At 57.6% G+C, this 20,193-nt stretch carries 17 protein-coding genes and 1 pseudogene; 7 read left to right on the top strand and 11 right to left on the bottom strand.

What is annotated here, in order from left to right; genetic code table 11:
* The first annotated feature begins 255 nt into the window (after positions 1-255).
* Both C491_RS20435 and C491_RS20425 read left to right on the top strand, forming a co-directional pair.
* Positions 256-3,726 (top strand): VirB4 family type IV secretion system protein, encoded by a 3,471-nt coding sequence (locus tag C491_RS20435; protein WP_005559820.1) that lies wholly within the window; start codon positions 256-258, stop codon positions 3,724-3,726.
* A 1,461-nt stretch (positions 3,727-5,187) separates the two neighbouring features.
* Positions 5,188-8,289 (top strand): type IV secretory system conjugative DNA transfer family protein, encoded by a 3,102-nt coding sequence (locus C491_RS20425; RefSeq protein WP_049892436.1) that lies wholly within the window; start codon positions 5,188-5,190, stop codon positions 8,287-8,289.
* 58 nt (positions 8,290-8,347) lie between these two features.
* On the opposite strand, the gene C491_RS20420 is transcribed toward C491_RS20425, so the two are convergent.
* The 9 genes and pseudogenes from C491_RS20420 to C491_RS24325 all read right to left on the bottom strand — a co-directional run bounded on the left by C491_RS20420 (position 8,348) and on the right by C491_RS24325 (position 14,449).
* Complete coding sequence (locus C491_RS20420) at positions 8,348-8,824, bottom strand: SRPBCC family protein (protein WP_005559818.1); 477 nt, start codon at positions 8,822-8,824, stop codon at positions 8,348-8,350.
* Positions 8,821-9,723: an SRPBCC family protein gene (locus C491_RS23045; protein WP_005559816.1), complete on the bottom strand. Its 903-nt coding sequence runs from the start codon at positions 9,721-9,723 to the stop codon at positions 8,821-8,823. Before C491_RS23045 ends, C491_RS20420 begins: the two co-directional genes overlap by 4 nt.
* A complete protein-coding gene (locus tag C491_RS20410; protein ID WP_049892435.1) occupies positions 9,720-10,181 on the bottom strand; it encodes an SRPBCC family protein in 462 nt (153 codons plus the stop codon). Before C491_RS20410 ends, C491_RS23045 begins: the two co-directional genes overlap by 4 nt.
* The gene (locus tag C491_RS20405; protein ID WP_005559812.1) at positions 10,178-10,516 is read right to left on the bottom strand and encodes an ArsR/SmtB family transcription factor; all 339 of its coding nucleotides are present in this window, start codon (positions 10,514-10,516) and stop codon (positions 10,178-10,180) included. Before C491_RS20405 ends, C491_RS20410 begins: the two co-directional genes overlap by 4 nt.
* 415 nt (positions 10,517-10,931) lie before the next feature.
* Positions 10,932-11,396 carry an HTH-type transcriptional regulator Lrp gene (gene lrp / locus C491_RS20400; protein ID WP_005559809.1) on the bottom strand — a complete coding sequence of 155 codons (465 nt, stop codon included), beginning with the start codon at positions 11,394-11,396 and terminating at the stop codon, positions 10,932-10,934.
* Between the two features lie 113 nt (positions 11,397-11,509).
* Positions 11,510-11,728 (bottom strand): annotated as a pseudogene (locus tag C491_RS22230) (DUF7342 family protein); the annotation flags it as partial.
* Between the two features lie 395 nt (positions 11,729-12,123).
* Positions 12,124-13,008: a mechanosensitive ion channel family protein gene (locus C491_RS20395; protein ID WP_005559807.1), complete on the bottom strand. Its 885-nt coding sequence runs from the start codon at positions 13,006-13,008 to the stop codon at positions 12,124-12,126.
* Positions 13,009-13,694: 686 nt separating this feature from the next.
* Positions 13,695-14,054 (bottom strand): DUF7344 domain-containing protein, encoded by a 360-nt coding sequence (locus tag C491_RS22805; RefSeq protein ID WP_152421396.1) that lies wholly within the window; start codon positions 14,052-14,054, stop codon positions 13,695-13,697.
* Positions 14,055-14,209: 155 nt separating this feature from the next.
* A complete protein-coding gene (locus C491_RS24325; protein ID WP_049892434.1) occupies positions 14,210-14,449 on the bottom strand; it encodes a HalOD1 output domain-containing protein in 240 nt (79 codons plus the stop codon).
* A 323-nt stretch (positions 14,450-14,772) separates the two neighbouring features.
* Between C491_RS24325 and C491_RS22225 the strand changes: the two genes are divergently transcribed.
* From C491_RS22225 to C491_RS20380, 3 genes are all read left to right on the top strand, one after another.
* Positions 14,773-15,096 carry a DUF7344 domain-containing protein gene (locus C491_RS22225; RefSeq protein WP_005559804.1) on the top strand — a complete coding sequence of 108 codons (324 nt, stop codon included), beginning with the start codon at positions 14,773-14,775 and terminating at the stop codon, positions 15,094-15,096.
* 399 nt (positions 15,097-15,495) lie between these two features.
* On the top strand, positions 15,496-15,708 hold the full coding sequence (locus C491_RS24320; protein ID WP_241431376.1) for a translation initiation factor: 213 nt from the start codon (positions 15,496-15,498) through the stop codon (positions 15,706-15,708).
* Positions 15,709-15,800: 92 nt separating this feature from the next.
* Positions 15,801-16,835 (top strand): transcription initiation factor IIB, encoded by a 1,035-nt coding sequence (locus C491_RS20380; protein ID WP_193787554.1) that lies wholly within the window; start codon positions 15,801-15,803, stop codon positions 16,833-16,835.
* A 994-nt stretch (positions 16,836-17,829) separates the two neighbouring features.
* Here C491_RS20380 and C491_RS20375 read toward each other — a convergent pair.
* Positions 17,830-18,027, bottom strand: a complete 198-nt coding sequence (locus C491_RS20375) for a hypothetical protein (RefSeq protein ID WP_005559798.1) — start codon at positions 18,025-18,027, stop codon at positions 17,830-17,832.
* 84 nt (positions 18,028-18,111) lie between these two features.
* Positions 18,112-18,258: a hypothetical protein gene (locus tag C491_RS23035; RefSeq protein ID WP_160167171.1), complete on the bottom strand. Its 147-nt coding sequence runs from the start codon at positions 18,256-18,258 to the stop codon at positions 18,112-18,114.
* Positions 18,259-18,362: 104 nt separating this feature from the next.
* Between C491_RS23035 and C491_RS20365 the strand changes: the two genes are divergently transcribed.
* Both C491_RS20365 and C491_RS20360 read left to right on the top strand, forming a co-directional pair.
* Positions 18,363-18,632 (top strand): hypothetical protein, encoded by a 270-nt coding sequence (locus tag C491_RS20365; RefSeq protein ID WP_005559797.1) that lies wholly within the window; start codon positions 18,363-18,365, stop codon positions 18,630-18,632.
* A 789-nt stretch (positions 18,633-19,421) separates the two neighbouring features.
* A complete protein-coding gene (locus tag C491_RS20360; protein WP_005559796.1) occupies positions 19,422-20,072 on the top strand; it encodes a hypothetical protein in 651 nt (216 codons plus the stop codon).
* Positions 20,073-20,193: the final 121 nt, after the last annotated feature.

Here is a 20,193-nt window from a genome sequence, read left to right as displayed (position 1 = left end):
GAAGGCGGCGGCACAGCAGGCGAAATCGTCGCTCAACTCACGCCGGCCAGTTCGGACTGACGGCGGCCAGTCTGTGAACTCGAGTTCAGGTTCGACCTCGAGCTCGAAGACATCGTCGCGATCTCCCTCGAGTACGACCCAAGGAGCCGGCGTCACGCCGAACCAGCGTCGGAAAGCGGCGAAGCAGCGAGAAGATCGCGCTCGGAACTCGAGACAAGCTAGCCGGGCCCGTCAGGAGTCAGACCACTACCGCAAATGAGCAAGAGTACCAGCGATTCGGACGGCATCGACCACAAAGTGATCCACACCGGGACGAGCGATCAGGTCGTCCTCGGGATGAGCAAGATGGAAGTTCTGGCGGCGGTCGCGCCGCCGGCGATAATCTGGTTCATCGGCCGGCAGTTGATCGGTGGCACGCTGGGGACGCTTACGTACCTCGTGGCGTTCGTCTGGCTGTGCACCGGCTTCGGCTTCATCGTCGCGAAAGATCCCTGGATGACCGCCCGCTTTTACGCCGAGACAGTGCTCCGATCGGTCTCGCAACAGCCAACCATGCTCTTCGACAGAAACCCCGACGACTCCGGTCTCGAACAGTCCACGAACGACTCGCTGCTCGCGAAGGCGGCCTCGATCCCGCTGAAGGGCCTCCAGTTCCTCTCGGCGGTCCGTGGCCCGGACTCGCCCGAGGAGAAGGCCGACGGGACCGTGCGAACGCAGGACTTCGTGCAGTACACAAAAGCCTATCACGGGACGCCGGCGGTCGAGACCGACGAAGGCCACGTGATCGGGGCGCTGCGAATCTCCCCGGCGAACATGGTGACCTCGAGTGAAGAGGAGTGGGAGCGCCAGTCGCGCTTTTACGCAAAGGTCCTCGACACGGCCGTGAAGGGCAACATCCAGATTGCAGAGTACATGCGGATGGTCGACTACACGCCCCGGATCGAGCGCTACACCCAGCGCGAAGAGGAGATCGTCACGACCGCCGATGGCGAAGCGGCGCCCGGTGAGGTCGACTACACCGAGCTCGACTTCGGGAAGAAGCTGCTCGCGGACCTCTGCCGAGAGCGAGCCGACGTCGTCTCGATGTACGACCTCTCGACGTACACGGTCGATCCCTACCTGATCGTGGAGGTAAGGCCGGGCGACGTGGTCACCGAGGACGACGTTGAAGGCGGGCTGACGTCGGTCCCGATCGTTGGTCGGTTCTACACCCACTGGAAGGTCCACCAGCTCAAGCGAGACGGCGAGCACATCCCACAGATGATCACGTTGCTCGAGGATCGACTCGACACGATCAGTGACTCGATCCGGCGCCTCGAGGACGTCAGCGGACACCCGATCCCAAGCGAAGAGCTCTCGCAGGTCGCGGCGGATCACTACCAGGCGGCCAACGCCTACGCTCATGCGGACTACACGTCGCTGGTCCGTCAGGCCCCGATCCCAACACCACAGGTCACCGACCACGGTGTTGAGACCGGCGAAGTGTCCGATCCGGAGTACGACGTGACCTACGCTCACCTGGACGTTGAAGCCGACCGCGACCCACGGACGACGCTATCGCGGCGCCACAACCAGCTCGCAATTGCGGATCAGCATGCAGAGAACACCAGTCCGGATTCATCGGCAGAGTCCCCAGCTGAGCAGTCCAAGGCCGCTACTGATGGTGGTGTGGCAGCCGGCGAATCGACGTCCGCGGGATCGCCAAACCCGGCGCCGGCGGAGAGTCCTGGGAGCGCTGACATCGCACTGACCGACGAAGAGCTCGAGGAACAGTACATTTCGTTGTTGGCCCCCGAGGAGATCGAGCGCTCCTGGATGGACGACGGTGGGAACCACCTCCAGATCGACGGTGAGATCTACGCGGCAACGCTGTTCATCTCGAGCTACCCGAAGGATCCGCCCGAAGGATTCCTCGAGCCAATTTTGCAGTTCGACGACGCGGAGGTCCAAACGAACGTTTCGACCCACATCGAGACCGTCGACCAGGACAAAGCCGAACAGGAACTCGAGGACTACGCCGACGCACTTCGGAAGAAGTACGAGCGGGTCAAGGACTCGCGAGTGGAGATGTTCGCGAGCCGCTATCGAGACGAGGCAGATGAGACACAGGCGGCACTGGACTCCTACCTCCAGAGCGAGCACGACATCTTTGAGGCCCAGACCTACATCGAGGTCCGCTCGTTCAATCCGGATGCATTGAAGCGGGCGATTCGCTCGATTCGAGCGAAGATGTCCGACATGAGCGCGAAGGTCTCAGTGCTCCGGCAGAATCACGACGTTGGCCACCAGACGGTTGCGCCGGCGTGTCAGGACAAGGTCGACCAGAAGGTGAAGGTTCGGTCAGAGGCACTGGCGGCGATGAACCCGTGGACGACGACGAACCTGCATGAGCCCTCGGGCGTGGAGATTGCCGAGAATATGGCAACGAACGAGCCGCTTGCTGTCGACGTTTACAAACGCGACGCGGGGTACAACTGGGTGATTGTCGGCAAGACTGGCGCCGGCAAGACCGTCACCTCGAGCCAGTACCTGTGGCGCTACAAGGTCGACAACCCTGATTCGTTCGTGGCGGTGATCGACCCCCTCCAGGAGTTCGCGAACCTTCAGGAGATCTTCGGCGGCGAACGCATTGTGGTCGGGTCGACGTACATCAACCCGTTCGACATCAAGCCGACGCCGGAAGACAAGCTCGATGCGATCGGCCACGAAGCCCCGTATCGTGAGTGGCTCGACTCGGGACTTGACTTCCTCGAACTCTACTATAAGATGCAGGGCTTCGACTTCTCGGAGTACCGGGCGATCTGGTCGAAGGCACTCAAGCAGGCGGGCCGCGAGAAGGGCATTACCGAGGAGCCGAAAACTCACGACCCTGAGTACCGGCGCCAGGAGGGCTACGACGGCGAGCCGCCGACGATGACCGACGTCATGACGATCGTCAACGAAATGTCGAGTGACGGCGCCGAGTACGTCGAAGATCCCGACAACGAGAGCCAGGTCCGCGATCGCGAGGAGAAGGCAACGACGGTGATCAACAACCACGTCGAGCCGTTCCGCGAGGGCGGCCACCTCGAGCACCTCGCTCACCAGACCGAGGTCGACCTCTCGGACACAGACTTCGTCTACGCCGACCTGCAGCTGAAAGAGGGTGACGAAGAGGGCGGCGGGCTCATGATGCATCTCTTGTTGGACCTGCTGTACAACGAGGTCAAGTCTCGACCGGAGCCCGGCATGATCTTCGCCGACGAGTTCCACTACCTGCTTCGCGACGACATGACGGTGAAGTCGCTGTCACAGAAGTACCGCCACCACCGCCACTGGGATCTGTCCATTGGGGCTGGGACCCAGAGTCACAAGGATTTCTTCGGCACCGACGGCGAGGGCAACGTTCACCTCACCGACAACGCCGAGGTGATGCTCGAGCTCTCGTCGATGGAGATCTACCAGTACGTCGAAGGGATGAACGAACAGTGGGGCAAGCGCCTTGGACTCTCGAAAGACGAAGCCGAGTTGATCGACAACCTCCAGAAGGGGAATCTCGCGGATGGATTCTCGGAGGTGCTGCTACGAGTCGACGATGAAGGCTGCTACCCCGGACGCGTCCGGATGGATCACGATCAGAATCCGCGAGAGGCGGTTGCACTCATGTACGATCCCTCCGAGCACGGTGAGGACTATAAGCAGTACCTGAAGCAGTACGACGACGCCTGTGAGTGGAGGTGGAGCTAGATGGGACTCGGGAATCGAACCATGTGTGCCACGAAGCAGAAGCTCGGCCTCGGCGATGGTTACGAAGCTCTCGAGGTCACGCCGGAGCTGATCGAGCAGCTCTACGGCGAGCTCCCCGAGCGCAAGTCCATCGCCGTACAGCCAAGCAAAGACGGCGGTGGGCCGAAGGACGCAATCGACCTGCTGACGGCCGTCCACAACCCCGGCCGGGGTGGTATCCTCGGATCGGCAGAGGGGCCGACCCACTCGTTCGAAATGCGCTACATCAACGGCCTGGTTGGGTTCCAGTGGGTCATGGCGACGACCCAGGCACAAAAACAGATGCAGCGCCAGCTCGAGACGTTCTATCCCGACGCCCATATCGACGTCTCGGAGCACGACCGTCCGGCACTGTTGCCTCTCGAGGAAGGTCGCTACGTCGCCGGCGCCTACCTTCGGCTNGAGACGTTCTATCCCGACGCCCATATCGACGTCTCGGAGCACGACCGTCCGGCACTGTTGCCTCTCGAGGAAGGTCGCTACGTCGCCGGCGCCTACCTTCGGCTCCGGAAGCGTTCGGATGGCAAGCATCTGTATCCGATCAAGCACATGGACATCGAGGGATTCGAGAACGACCCCTACGGCTCGATCACTGCGGAGATGATCGGCGAGCGGGAGTCAGACACCGAGACCGATCTATCCGTCCAGACAATCTTCGAGCCGGCGCCTGCGGATTGGTGGAAGGGCGGGCTCCTCTCGTCGTCGATCGACGATATCGCTGACGAGCTCAAGAGTCCACGGAAAGACGAGTCGTTCCTCCACGCGCTGAAATACGAGCTGTTCCCCGAGAAGTACGAACTCGTCGGGGAAGAGCGGGAGGCGTCGAACAAGGACAAGCAAGCGTCGAACATCGTTCGCGAACAGCGCGGCGAGAAGGGGTTCCGGCTGAACCTGCGGATCATCGGCGTCTCTGATGATCCCGATACGGCGGTCCGGCGCGTCGCCGAGACGGCCCAACAGTTCGACGGCTACTACGAAAGCAAGACCGAGCAGGGTTTCGAGGTCGTCCCGCTGTACGACAAGCCGCTGCTGACCGAACTCGAGCGAGCCTACGGGCGCACTCATGCGGATCGAAAGATGATCATGGGCGTCCGTGGCGCCGCCGGCCTGATTCACATCCCGAACGACGACATCAACACACAGGACGTCGACTGGTCGCTGACCTCTCACGCCGGCGACGTCCCGGCGAACGCGCCACGGTTCTCCGAGTTCCATGATCCCGAGACCGTCCCGTGGGAGAAAGCGCTCCGGTCAGTCGGCCTTGAGGACGCCGACGACTGGGAGTATGACATCCCGGCGACCTGGACCAACCCCGAGGAGCACGACGGCTGGAGTCCCGGTACCGATCGTCAAGAGGACAATGGCGATCGCGAGCTAGATCGCGACCAGGAGCACGAGCACGAACAGGAGGTGTCCGCATAGATGTCCCTACTTGGCGACGACAGTGACCCAGTCGAAGAGACCGAGAAATTTGGCGCCCGGATCGAAGGTGAAGACGATCCGAGTGAACCCGTACTGATCAACTCAAAAGAATGGGCGATCGAGCGCTACGATCCAGTCGAGGAGGAGATCGAAACCTACGCCGGTGCGTGGCCTCGAGCGATGATCGAGAACGCCAAAGCCGAGCCCCGACAGCCGCTGTGGATCGGCGTCTCGGAGAGCTCTGGCCGCGAGGTACCAGTCGAGTTCGACCGGCTCTTCCGGCACGTCTTCTACGGTGGCTCGACGGGGACGGGGAAGACGACGAAGATGTACAACGACGCCGTCGCGCTCATGTACGCCGGTCATGGCGTCACGATCATCGACCCGAAGGGGGACGATATCTACGACCTGCTCCGGCGCGTTCCAAAGGACCGCTGGGAGGACGTGATCTACATCGCGCCGGGCGACGACTTCCTCGAGAAGTCAGTCGGATTCAACCTCTTCGAGACCTACCACGAGCCCGACGAGACGGGGTTCAACGAGGAGATTGAGGGAATCGTCGACGACTTCAAGGAGTTGCTGAAGGCCGGCGACTTCTGGGGCAACCGGATGGACCGCGTGATGAAGACGATGGTCCGGGGGATGATTCGCCACGAGTTCGAGTTCACACCTCTCGAGCTGTACTACGCGCTCTTGGACGAAGAGAATCGCCAGCAGTACGCCGACCTGATCGCGGCGGCCGACGATGACGACATCGCGTTCATCGAGGTCTACACGCGCCAGATCGCCGACCACCTCACAGAGCAAGAGCTCGACGCGCTCGTAGGCCGGCTCAAAGACTGGGTCGAGAATCCGATCACTCGCCAGATTCTGGCACAACGAGAGTCCGATGTCTCGATCGCCGAGGCGGTCAACGAGGGCAAGATCATCATCTGTAAGAACGACTTGCCCGGCGAGGCAAAGAAAATGGTCGCGACGGCAGTTATGCGTCGCGTCTGGACGTGTGTGAACGACCGGATCAACCCCTCCGAAAAGAAGGTCCGCGAGCTCGCCGGTGCGAGTACGTCCGGTGGCGACTACAACCCGTACTTCCTCATGATCGATGAGTGTGACGACGTTCTCACTGAAGCATCACAAATTGATAAGATGCTCACGAAGGCTCGTTCGAAGAAGCTTGGACTACTGTTGGCGACACAGACGCTCCATCAGTTAGATGCCGAGGCACAGCAGGCAATCCTGTCGAACTGCAACACGCTGGTCTCGTTGAACCCGCTGCTGCCCGACGAAGCTCGAGCGCTAGCGGATCGCTTCGGTGGGAAAGACCCACAGGATCTCACGCAGATCCCCGACTACCACGCACAGACGAAGCTCCGTCACGAGGACGACTCGTTCATGGCGAAGCTCACCCCTCCATATCCGCCGCTGCACTCGATCAAGGAAGCGTTTGACCTGATCCAGCAGTCGACCGAGCGCTACGGGATCGAGCGCCAGTCGGGTCGGGAGATCCTGGACGACCTCTTCTTTGCCGACACCGGGCAGTCGGAGGCAGGCAGTGCTGCCGGCCGGGAGAACACCGAAGCCGACGTCGACGAACCGATGGATGTCGACGACGTCGAAGCTGCTCAGACGGCGCTCAAGGCGATCTACGACGAGACGATTCGCGCCGAGTCGGACTTGATAGAGACGTCGGCTGCAGAGCAGGCAGTGACCGATGCGACCGGCCTCGAGTACACGCAGGCGTCGAACATCGTCGAACGGCTTGAGGCAGTCGGGGCCCTCGAACAGCGGAGCACGAGTGACGGCCTGGAGATCTCGGTCACGCCCGATGGCCGCGGTCAGATCGGCCTCGAGACCGGCTCGGGTGGATCTGGCGGAAAGAGCAAGCATCGTCACATGCTCCGCGAGGTCTACGAGTGGGGTACTCGTGCCGGCTACGAGATGGAACTCCCGACTCAAGACGGCGACGAGCTGCCCGACGCAGTCGGAAGGGTCCCGCCGGCGATCGTGCCTGATGGTGATCTCTCGGAAGACGAGCGCAAGCAGATCGTTCGCTCACGCCTCGAAGAGGAGTACCCGGAAGTCCTCGAGCTCTCGGGGACGGACACGTTGTACATCGAAGCCGAGTCGAAGGGGCTCTCGAAGCCCGGCGGCCCGATCAAGAACGCGGCGAAGGCACCGGGTCCCGAGCAGCTGCTCTTCGTCGTCGGCGACGGCGGCGACGACGGGCTGACGAACAATGCCGAGCGACTCGCGGCGATCTTCGGCGCCGGCGGCAGTGACCCGTTCGTGTCGACGCGTACGCCGGTGGACGCCGCTCGGAAGTTCTACACCCGCGGCCAGCTCGAGATGGCCCGCGATGACACTGGGGGTGAGAAACTCGCGCTCGTGTCAGGCGATGTCTCGACTGAGTGGGTTGAACTCGAGGGTGGTTCGGTCGTCTGTCGCGATCGCGACAGTGGTGAGACCTACCTTCAGTTCGACGGGCCCGAGGACTACCGTGAGCGAGATCCCAGCGATGCGCCGGCGACCGTCCACTACGACCCGGAGGACAGCAACTACGTCGTCGAGCGAGGCGACACGGTCGAACGGAAGTACGGCGCGAAGGGCCTGCTCACCGACGACTGGACTCGAATCTACGAGCCGGTCGTCCCCGAGGCGATGTTTCGTGAGCATGGCCACGATTCGGTGCCCGAGCCCGAGGCGTTCCGGATCGCTATCGTACCGAACGACGATCGTGACCTCGAGGGCGACCCCGAACTGCTTATGTTCGACGTTGGCAGCGAAGCGGCGGTTCCGATCGACGGCTGGCTAGCCGGTTCGACTGACGGTGTCGAGACAGCCGACCCCGAACTCGAGGAAGGTGATCGTGACGACGCTGGCGCCGTCGAGGCCGACGTCGATGGTGACGATCGCGGCGACGAAAGTGACGACTCGCCGGCCGTGGAGTCGCTTCGAGAACGAAAAGATCCCGTACCCGAGCCGCCGGATCCTGAGCCCCCGTCTAAAGCCCCCGTCGAGGGTGGTGCCGAAGAGACGCCCGAGGGCAGTAACGATCAGGACGCCGACGATGATAGTGCGGGGAACCCCTTCAGCGGCGTATAGCTGCTGTTACTCGTCGTCCGACTTTCCCGCTCGGTGGCATGGTGTTTCGTCATTGTCCCTACTCGTCGAGGTATTCCTCGAGTTTCTCGAAGCTCTGGCTCCAGCCGATCTCCATCCCGCCGAGGGCCTCTTCCACTGCTGGCGTCGCCGAGACGACTTCCGCCTCGAGCGTGAGGTGCGTCCGACCACCGTCGGTCTTGAGCGTAACGGTGTTTCGAACCTCGAGGTGATGGGTTCCGTCTTCGTCCTCGAACGCCCGGCTCGTGAACACGAGCCGTTCGGGCTCGACGACCTCGTGGAACACTCCATCGTCGGGGTAGACGGTCCCGTCGGGCGCCTGCATGTCGATACTGAACGCGCCACCCGGTCGAGCGTCCACCTCACAGTTGGGGACGGTGAACCCGTGGGGTCCCCACCACTCGGCCACCCGCTCGGGATCGGTCCACGCGTCCCACACCGTCTCGCGGGAGGCGTCGAAGGTTCGCGTGATCGTCGTGTCGTACTCGCTCGGATCGAATTCCGTCTCGTGGGTCATTGTCCTCGGATTTCGCCGTTTCGCACTGTCGTCGCCAGCGTTTCGATTGCCGCCATCCACCCCTCGGCGTGTTGCTCGGCGACCTCTCGGTCCGGGAGGTCCTCGTGGGTGAGCACGACCTCGGTGCCCCCACCGATGTCCTCGAATTCGATCGTGACGTGACCGACATACCAAGTGTGAACGAGGTACTCGCGTTCGATCACGTCGAGGAACTCACCCTCGATGTCGTATTCGGCCTCGGTATCACGCATGGTGATCGAAAACGATCCTCCGGGTTCGGCTTCGAGCGCGTGAATCTCAACGTCCAACAGGTCCGATCCGTACCACCGCTCTAGCTCGTTGGGATCGGTGAATGCCTGCCAGACGTCCTCGATCGGCGCGTCGATAGTGCGCCGGACGGTCACGCTTGTGTCCGTCGTTTCGAGCGCAGAAGCCGTTTTCACGAGCTTGCCCAGGCTTTCGAGAGAGGCATTCCACCCCTCGTTTGCGTCGGACGGTGGGATAGCATCGGGGATGTTCTCCTGGCGAACGGTGACCTCCGTGCCCTCGTCGGTAGCTTCGAAGGTGATGGTGACCGTCATCTCGCCAGCCATCGCCGGCTCGTCGCTCTCGAACTCGTCGGTGTAGACGATGCGCTCACCTCGCGCGAGTTCCACGTAGATCCCGCCGAACGATTGCTCGAAGTCCGCGACCTCCTCGGCGTCGCCATAGAACGTCATGCGATACGTGCCCCCTTCTACCGGCTCCAAGTGGTGGACCTCGGCTGTGAAGCCGGGCGGCGGCAACCACGCTGCGAGTTCGTCCGGGTCGAGGAAGGCGTCGTAAATCCGCCCGGGCGACGCCTTGATTACGCGGCTCGCGGTCATCGTTCGCGTCTCCGACGTCGGGGCGTCTGTCATCGGTTCGATCCCTCCTCGAGCAGTTCCTCCAGCTGGTCAAGTATGCTTATCCAGCCCGCTTCGGCACCGTCAGGCACCGGACTGGTGAACTCCTGGGTAAGTACGACTTCTGTCCCATCGGTGACCTCGCGGAACTCGTAAGTGAGCCGAAGTTCGCCCGTCTCGGTCTCTTCGCTTGAGACGAGTCGTTCATGCTCGATCACCTCGACGTAGTACCCTTCGTTATCGATACGCTGGTCGTCGTTCATCCAGCTGATGGCCATCTCACCGCCAGGTTCTAGCTCGTTGGCGCGAACCTCGGCGGTCATCCCGTCGGGAACGAACCACTGCTCGAGTTCGTTGGAGTCGGTGAAAGCCCGCCACACGCGCTCTCGCGGGGCGTCGAATGTCCGCTGGATCGTCAGCTGCTCGCCACTTGATTCAGTTATTGTCTCGTCTGTCGTAAGGTCGTCTGTCATTGTCCGTCCTTCTCCAGATGGTCTTCGAGTGCGTCGAATCGATCCTCCCAGAAGACACGGTAGCGGGTAAGCCACCCAAAGGCGTCGCTCAGCGGAGCAGCATCTAAGTGACACCGACGCACGCGTCCGTCTTTCTCGACACTGATGAGTCCGGCATCTTCGAGCACCTGCAAATGTTTCGACACCGCTGCAAGTGACATGTCGTGGGGCTCGGCCAGATCACCGACGCTTTCGGGACCGCCTGCTAGCTGCTCCACGAGCGCTCGCCTCGTTGGGTTTGCCAGTGCGCCAAAGATTGCGTTCAGGTCGGACTCGCTCTCCTCTCGTTCAACCATCCGGTTGAATGTGGAACCGCGAAATATTTAACCTTTTAGTTGAATGTCATGTGCTTCTCGCATGGTGATGCATCACTACTGAACTAACTCAGATCGAACGCCGGTTTTGAGCTGCGGGTTTACGCCAGAATCGTACAATAATCGTCCTCGAAGGCGTTTTGTGCACGTTCCAATGCCTCGCGGATGTCAGTTGGATCAGACCTGTTGCTCATCACTACCACCTTCCTCGAGGGGGAGTTCTTCGACTGTCTCGGACTTGTCGGTCGTGTAGATTGGAAACCCCGAAACGAAATCTCTCGAATGATCGAGTCAGAGGTCACACGGGAGGACACTAGTCGATTCACTGCTGTTATCATTGGCCTGGTTTACAGCAAGAGTGCATCACGCTGATTCGGCGGATCGCCGATTCACTACCTCAATCGTCGTCTGCGGTCTCGAGTTCGAACTGCTCGTTTTCAGCGACGCTGTTGAGGACGATACTGGTGTTCGACTGCTTGATATCGGGATCCGTCACCAGGGCCTTGATTTGATCGTTCATATCATCGGTGTCTTTGAACTTGCCGGTCGCAATGATGTCATAGTCGCCAGTGACTTCGTAGACGGACATCATCTGGTCGTGGGCCTGCAACGTGTCCGTGATTTCACCGAGCGCACTGCCTTCGACTTGGAGTTGCATCACAGCGGTTACGTCGTACCCGGCAGCATCGTAGTTGATAACCGGTGTATATCCTCGAATGATGCCATCCTCCTCGAGATCGGACAGATGGTTCGAAACCGTCGTCACTGAGACGTCGAGGTCCGCGGCAAGACTTCGTAGGCTAGCGCGTCCATTACCGAGTAGTTCATTCACCAACTCCGTATCTAAATCTTCGTAGGTCATTAGAGAATGTCCTCCTTCCCGCCACTATAAATTTACGAATGTCCACGCTCGATTCACAGAGATCGGTTTGAGGTCAGCAGCAAAGCGGGCTGACCATGGTGGCTATGAGAAGGATAGAGCGTCGTCTCGCCAGCCTCGACGCGGCGCAGCTGTCCCTGCTCAACGAGATCTTGAAGTCCCTCGTTGGTCGTACTCCAGGCGGCCTCCACCTGCTCACTGATCCAGTTGATTGAACGGGGTTTGCAAAGTGTTTCGGCAACGGCCCGAATGCGTTCGCGGGCGCCCGTCGACTCGGTCCATGACTGAACCCCATCGCGCGGAGACTCGGACATACTGAACGCCTCTATCAGCAACGTTCGCGCCTTGTCCTCATATGTGAGCCAGGACAGCCCACGCTACTGAATTGAAAACACGAGAGAACGGCTTCCCGTCATAGCTCTACCTTATGGCCAGAAGCACTTAAAGAAGCGATAGAGTGGAAAACTGATCCAATTCCAAGGGGTCACCTCTATCGATAGGTAGGCTGGAACCACAGCACCTGCGGTGGTCTCGTTGCGGAGCCCCGATACGGGGCTCGACAACCCTACTCAGGGTCGTTGCCGATCGACAGCCCGAAGCCCGCGTCCCACACCTAAACGTTGATAGAGAGCGGAGTCGTACTCTCGGCTGTTCGTAGGAGCCCCATGACTCCTACGTTCAATGCGGCGATCACCGCTATCGGTTTGTGTCAGTCGGCTGTCTCGGGAATAGCTTGCTCATTACCAAACTTGAGTCCCCCCTCGAGTGTTCGGACAGGGTAGGGGATATCGATTCCTTCCTCGTCAAACCGTTGTTTGACCGACGTGATGTAGTCTCCTTTGGTGCGGACAAAATCCGCTCTCGACGGGTTTGCAATCCAGATGCGAGACTGCAACCCTACATCAGAGTCGTTGAGTTCGGTTAGTCGAACGGAGGGCGCAGGCTCCTCCATAATTTCCGGATTCCGTTCCGCTTCTTCGATGATAATGTCTGTCGCGTCTTGAATATCATCGTCGTAGCCGATTCCGAAGACGAACTTCAGACGGAGTTTGTCCCCATCAACAGGGTTTTTTATCACACCCTCAGTGAGCGCTGAGTTGGGAACTGTCAGGAGTTCATTGTCGAACGTACGTACGTGAGTGACTCGCAGCGAAATATCCTCGACAGTACCCGAATACGTTCCATTATCCCATTCAATCCAGTCACCTACGCGGAACGGTTTGTCGATATAAATGAAAATTCCAGCCACGAAATTCGAGATGACGTTTTGAAGCGCTAATCCCGCTGCAAGTGCCCCCGCTGCAGTAATCCCGGCCAATGAAACGAGGAAGTTGCCGTAGCCAGCGAAGCCAAATGCAATTGCTACACCAACGAAAAGGATTCCAAAGTTTACGAGCCTTAGTAAGGGGGTTCGGACGTGAGCATCCAAGTCACGCTTTTTGAGCGCTCGTTCTGCGAACGGAATGCCAACCTTCTGACCGACCAGCCAGATTACGCCAAAGGCGAGAAGAAATCGTAGTGCTGCAACGATGCTTCCAAGAAGGGCTTCTTGACTGAAGACATCTGCTTGTAACACGATGGTTGCTGGATTCATTCGTACTCTCCAAAAGGAGAGTCGGTACAGAACTTGAATTGGTTGGAATAGTGTGATATAAAAGTGTTGTTCGGATGATGGAGAGAAATATAGAAAACCACAACGGATTTGTGGCCCTCTACAAATACATTTACCACCTTCTTCAGTATCCTGAACCTATACAACTAGTGGGAAATTTTTAGCGGAAGTAACGAAAACATCCAAGTGGTCGGTGGGTGCCAACGTTCCCTCAACGCCATCCCCCGGCGAGCGCAGCACTGCCGGCCAACCGGATCCCTCAGGACATGACAGGTTGGTGCCTACTCACCAACCATACTGTCGACGTGTACCCAAGGAAGCCAGACTCACCCTGGCTTCCGACACACCCCGTCTGAGTTCAGTCTCCTTGTGAGGATCCCTATTCAATCACCCACAGACTTGTTCTTTGTCATTAGCACAAAGAAAGTTATTAGTAGTCTTAGCGGGGGATCATAGGACGTCGGAGACATCGACGTGTCTCTGCGACACTTCCCCCGTTAACCAATGTCTCCGACACCTCTGATCGACCATCGGTCAGCCACAGAGTGGTAGGTCACCCTACCTGTGACCTACTAATTCCAGAGACTGCAATTAGCTACGTCTGTATCACTCTAAATAATCGAACCTTCCAAAGGCTGCATAACCGGTACGAGGCAATGACTCGAGATTCAGGGCGGTGACCCAGGAAGCTTATCTCGGTGTTCATCAACCAGCACCGCTAGCGGTTCGATTTCGTCAAAGTTCGGTCCCCGTCGAACCTCCCCAGCCTCTTCCTCCCACTCAATATATCCTACTGCGCTCAACTTTGGAAGATGAGTATGATGCAACTCGAGTAATACTGATTCTGTATATTCGGGTTTCCACTCTATATCTTCAAGAGCAACAACCTCGGTCTTCTCTGTAGTATTCTTGCTTATCGATTCGAGAAGTTGTCGTCGGAGGTTGTTGCTAAAGAGAGTAAGTGCTCCATCTAATTTGCAGGCTGATTCCATCTTTTGTCGAGACTTATAATTCTTGGCCCATGTCATCAATACACACGACAATATCGGGCCATATATGTCTTCTGGCCAACAAGTTTCGACTCCTGTCGAACTACAGTGTTGCAATTGCAGTACCTGGACGGTAGGAGTACATCTACCAACGTTATCTGTGCGTTAGATAGCCTGAATCAGTACTTCTTATATCAGTCAGACTCCGATATCGATATCTCAGCAAATTCTTCAAATAAAATCGTAACATCATATCCAGTATACTGGAATTCAATTTGTGCGGAATTTTGAATGTCAAGCTGGGAAGATCTAAACAATGCGTCGAGCGCATCCACATTCACATACGAGTGGAGCGGCGGTAATTCGATAGGGTCCTTGTTTGACCGCTCTGCGACTTGTTCGACGACGCGTATGCTAATAGGGTGAGACTCCATTGAAGGCTTTGAACTCATTTACTTCCACTTATCGATACACCAACAGTAGATAATAGGTTGGCATGAATTATCATACCGGTATTTTAGTGGAGTTTACACTGGTATAGAGTCGATGAATCGAACGGATGAGTACCGTGTTTGCCCTTATATTCGTCCAAAGGTGTCGCTGGTGCTCCGGGTATGAATTTGTGGCCTATACCGAGTGGTTAGATACTCGAGCGCTCAATTCGAGAGGTGAAGGTGGACGACTATGCAGAATATATGGGCTCAGATTCGCATGTGCAGGCCTTCGATCTATCCTCTTCCGAGACCCATGATACTGTGTGTCAGACGAGGTTTCCAGAGCCTTGTCGAGGGCTCTCCGACGACAGGTGTTGAGTACCCTGCTCGAGCACGAGGACGGAATCGACCTGGATAGTCTCGCCGACGAGAACCCAGTCGTTGCAAGCCAGTGGGAACAAAATCAGATCGAACTGTATCATAGCCACCTCCCCAAACTGGATGATTTGGGATTCATTCATTGGAAGCCGGAGACACAGAGAATAGAACGAGGTGAACGATTCGATGAGATCCGAGCAGTGCTTGATACACCCGATGTTGGCGATGACGACAGCTTCTCTTCTCCAACCAGTCTCGTGTTTCCGTAAGTTACCCACGACTACAGTCGTGGGCTTCCTCCTTGCATTTCTGTGAACTAGGTGACCTGCTAGGCCCGCTTGGCGAATTCTGGGTCGACGCGTTTGTAGTCGACCAAGAACCGAGCCAGTGCGGCAGCGATTAGCAGGTCGGCTTCGCGATCATCCAGAGGGATGACTGTCGCTGGCCGCGACTTCCAATATAACGATGCGGTCACTCCTCGTCATCCACGCTGTCGCGATCGGGTCAAGCCTGCCGACCAGCCGGCATATCAGGCAATCCTCGCGCTGGTACTCGCCGGCGTGCTCGCTGTTGATGTGCTCGGTGAACTCCTCTCGAACGCTGAACGGCCTCGAGCAGTCGGGGGACGGACACTCGTCGATCTCGCCAAAGCACAGCAACAGGTATCGATTGACGTCGAAGAGCGGCGGTACGGAAAGGCAGTTACGACCGTCTCGGGATTCGATGTTCCGGAATCAACGACCGAATCGCTCGCATCATCGCTCAAGTCGTCACTGGCGACGGGTGGGACGGTCGATGACGATACCATCGAGCTACAGGGCGACCACCGCGACCGACTTCCCGAGCTGCTTCAAGAGCATGGGTATGACTCAGTATCGTGACGAACCCCTTCTTTGACCAGTTCGCACGGGATACGCAGTGGTTCGAACTCCCAATTATTAACATAAACAGTAAGATTAATACTACTTCGCAGATAGTAACTTCTGTGACGAACGGGGCTACTCGCCAGCGATCAGACCGAGAGGCGAACCGTAGCGAGACAGAGGAGACGGCCCGTAGCGAAACGGAGGAGACGGCCGAAACGGTTGACCCCGATAATATCGATTCTAGTGACGTCGTTCGGACTGCTGAGGGGGAGCTCATACACGAACCAACCGGACTCATACTCGAAGACGATCAGATTGACCGCGGCCCCGAATGGCGAGCGTTCAATCAGTCGGAACGACAGAGCAAATCCCGGGTTGGTGCCCCCATAACCCAAACGATGCACGACAAGGGTCTGACGACCCAGATCGACTGGAGAAGCAAAGACGCCTACGGCCGGTCGCTCTCGAGCGAAAAGCGAAACCAGATGAACCGGCTCCGAAAGTGGCAGGAACGCATCCGAACGAAAGACGCCGGCGAGCGAAACCTCCAGTTCGCCCTTAGCGAGATCGACCGCATGTCGAGCGCACTCGGCGTTCCCCGGTCTGTCCGCGAAGTCGCCTCGGTGATGTACAGACGGGCACTCTCGGAGGACCTGATCCGTGGGCGTTCTATCGAAGGGATGTCGACAGCCGTCCTCTACGCTGCGTGTCGACAAGAGGGCATTCCCCGCAGCCTCAGTGAGGTGACGGAGGTCTCGCGCGTCGAAAACAAGGAGATCGCTCGGACGTATCGATACGTTTCACAGGAGCTCGAGCTCGAAATGCGACCAGTAGATCCGAAGAAGTATCTACCACGGTTCTGTTCCCAACTCGACGTTAGCGAAAGAATTCAGTCGAAAGCGGAAGAAATCATAGACACGAGTGCCGAACAGGGAATTTTGTCCGGCAAATCTCCAACCGGGTTCGCCGCAGCAGCGATCTATTCGTCATCGTTGCTCTATGGAGAAAAGAAAACGCAGAAACAGGTTGCTGAGGTAGCACAGGTTACGGAAGTCACGATTCGCAATCGGTATCAGGAACAGCTCGAGGCGATGACCGCCGATGAGTCGCATGACAGCGCAGACTTGGATCAGTACCGCTGAGACGGAGTCGAAGCGGACGCTCCAATTTCTGTATTAAGTCTGACTGTTTCCGGCGAAACGCTCTCGCCCTCGATTGAAACTCAGTCGATTAGGATCGTCGGTATAGTTACCTGAACACCTTCCCGTTCACAAGCTATACCGACATCCCTCGTGGACATCTGGGAGGGCCTCTGTTCGACCCTCCCACTCAGATGCCGCACAATAACCTCTGAAAACAGATAGATATTAATACGGAAAGTAAGTATGTGAAACCGGCTGGTGTACACCGGCGGTTGTTCGACAACACCCTTGATAGTTCGGTGACCCAGCCAGGATGCCACGGAGGCAGGGTTGAGACACACCCCCTGTTTCCGAGTACCCCTACCCCTTTGTGTTCGATTGGCGTGTAACTCACTTTGCGGTACCCATGACTTTGTTCTTATCCTATCTCTTAGTAAATTATTAGTAGTGCAAGTAGAAACTGTAGTTCGTCGGAGGTACCGACGTGTCTTCCGTGACACTGGTCCCATTAACCACCTCCGACAGACCTAATCCGCTGCTGTCAGCCAGACGGAGAACGGTGGGTTACCCTACCGGTGGCCCACCGGATTCGGCCCATTGCTCACAAACCATACTCATCTCGCGGTCCTTGCTATCCCGATGAGCCTACTCTCAATGCACTCCTGTCCGAACAGAACTTTTGAGGCTTCTCCAGAAAGAAAAATTATTAGTACTAAGGGTATAGAATAGGAGATGGTCGGTAGGCATTGCCGCGGCTCCACGCGGCACACTATCGACGAGCTAATTGCCACCGGCCATTCTGACCCCACCCCTTAGTAAGTTCTCGAGGAGCTGATCGGCGGCAAGCTGCTAGGCCTGTTCGGCGAGTTCGGGATCGGCCTGTTCGAACCCAACTGAGAGGCGTTAGTGCGACTGCGATGAGGAGGTCGTCCCCGCGATCGCGTAGAGGCATCGCTGGTGCTGGCCGTGGCTTCGGATACAAACTTGCGGGCAACTACTCCTCATCGTCTTCGTCACTAGCACGATCACGTCTCGAGGCGCGACCAGCTGGCGTATCGGGCCAGTCCTTACGGTTGTACTCGCCGGCGTGTTCGGCGTTGATGTGTTCGGTGAACTCTGCCTGGGCACCAAAGTTCTGTGAGCAGTCGGGAGACGGACACTCGTAGGTCTCGACAGCACTGTCGTTGGTCATACGACCGCGTTCGGACGCCGACTACGTCGGCTTTCCGGATAGGAATTGAAGGTGTGTTTTCACTTTGCACGCGGGGTGTAGAAGCTAGGAATCCCACTCCCCGAGAGAGTGCTGATCGGCCTCCCGAGACTGCTGGTGCTCTTCGCGCCACTCATCGCGGCTCTCGCACAGCGGCTCGTCCTCGAGCGTCCGTCGCGACGTCTCGGTTCCGCAGCGGTGGCACTCAGCCATCGGCCGGACCCCGTGGGTCAAGTTTTTAGACATAGCGAGTTCCCGAGCGTCTCGTTCGGCTCATCGGCGACGGCCGCCCGGAGCAGCGGGACACCGTCGTCGGAATGAATCTCGAGCTCGCACTCCTCCAGATCGACCTCGGTTGGGACGTTGTACTCCTTGAGATCGGCGCCGCAGGTACCGTCCGGGCGTTTTGCTCACAGATACACTTCGCTGGCGGAGTGGGTTTCGCGGTTGGGGGTGTGGATCGCCGTATTCTGGTAGATCCCTGTCTCGATCTCCACCTCGAGGTGCTGGCGGTTTCCCTCAAGGATCTGGCTCCAGGGGCCTTTGAGTTCCTCGTAGACCTCGGGGTTATCCTCGAGCCACGCTAGACGTTCATTCCGTCGAGCGTGTCGAGAGCCGTCATGAACTCGATGTAGTCCTTGATCGCGTCTCCGTCTGTGGTCCCTGGCGTCGGGACTTGCGTCTTGCTCCCTTCGACGAACTCAACATCCAAATCTGTCCCGTTCACCCCGACAGTCTCTTGATGTCGAGATGACGCTACACTGGCTGCCGAATGACGTTATCCTGACTGCATACTCGGCGGGTTCTTCTAGCCGACAAACTCACCGCGGTTAACTACCGACCGGGAAGCCGTCCCGAGTTCGGGTTCGGTTGAGGTGATCGTATCCTCGAGTTTGGTGGAGTAGTGGTCTCGACAAGGAGAGGCAGGATTCGGCGTTGATGGGTGCACAGTTCACGTATTCAACGGAACTCTGGTGTGCATAGATTAGGCCGGACTCTCCGAGCCCAGTGCTGATCGTACTGGCAGTGCTTGGCAGTTATCTTTTGCCAGCAGCTTGAGACCAACACTTTTGGGATCCTGTATGTACATCCCCTGTAAGCGGACACTTGACTGCTTACAGACTGTAAACAAGTACGGTTCTTCAAGTACCCGAGCTAGCTATGCAAATTCAACAGTGTTCAGGACGGTTGAGTAACCGACACCAGAACTGGCTCGGCTATTTTCACTGTATAAGCGACTCGGTAGTTGAGTTGCGTCAGAATGTGAAAACCAACGTTGACATAAGCCTACATCAGATCTAGTTAGCCTAAGTCAACCTCAGTCACCATAAGATATATCGTATTACAGATATTAGAGTAGGCAGAGGAAGTTCAAGATGACAACCGAATCCGGCGAAAATCTGAACCACGAAGATCTCGCAGAGCAGTTGAAGAAGCTCTCGGCTGATGAACGGCGAAAGCTACTCGAAGAGGTCGAGACCGACGACAAACTACCGATACTCCGGTGGTCCTCAAACCCCGAAGCGGTCAAAGCCGCGTTCAAATTTGTCGAGCGTAAGGACACCGTGACGTTCGAAGAGTTGCGATCGTACCTGCAGAGTGAGGGACACATCGACGCAGAAGAGGGATCGTATAATTTTGGTATTGTAGACACAGATGATGGGGCATTCTTCAGTACTACAGGAGACCGTGACCCGAACACGGAAATTTCATTGACGGATACTGGGCGGGAGTTCGCTGCCGTGTTCGATGAAAACCCTGGCCTTCGTCCAATCGAACGCACGCTGCTAATCGGAATGCAACCTTACGGGAGTGCGTTCTTCTACCTCAGTACTCTTGAAGCGTACCGAGAAGATGGAGGCCTGCTCCGGGAGGAACTTCAGGAAGCACTTGTGGACGAATACGAGGGATCCGGAAAATACTACACCGGCTATTACAACAGCTGGTTCCACAAACTAGGTCTTGTAGAAAAGGAAAAAATCGGGCGTAAGGTAAAGTACCAGCTCGCAACTCCATCTGGGTGGTAACAGTCAACCATCGACTGCGAATTGAATTTCTGCATCAAGTCGTACAATTCCACTTGCTCGTTCTCCCAGGCTACAATAATTCCCAGAAGTCTCTGCTCACAGCTGTCGATGAACCGAGGAG

It is taken from the genome of Natronococcus amylolyticus DSM 10524 (genome assembly GCF_000337675.1).
In the GTDB taxonomy this organism is placed as follows: Archaea; Halobacteriota; Halobacteria; order Halobacteriales; family Natrialbaceae; genus Natronococcus; species Natronococcus amylolyticus.
The sequence above is the reverse complement of the archived record's forward strand: the minus strand, read 5'-3'. Positions and strand labels throughout refer to the sequence as shown.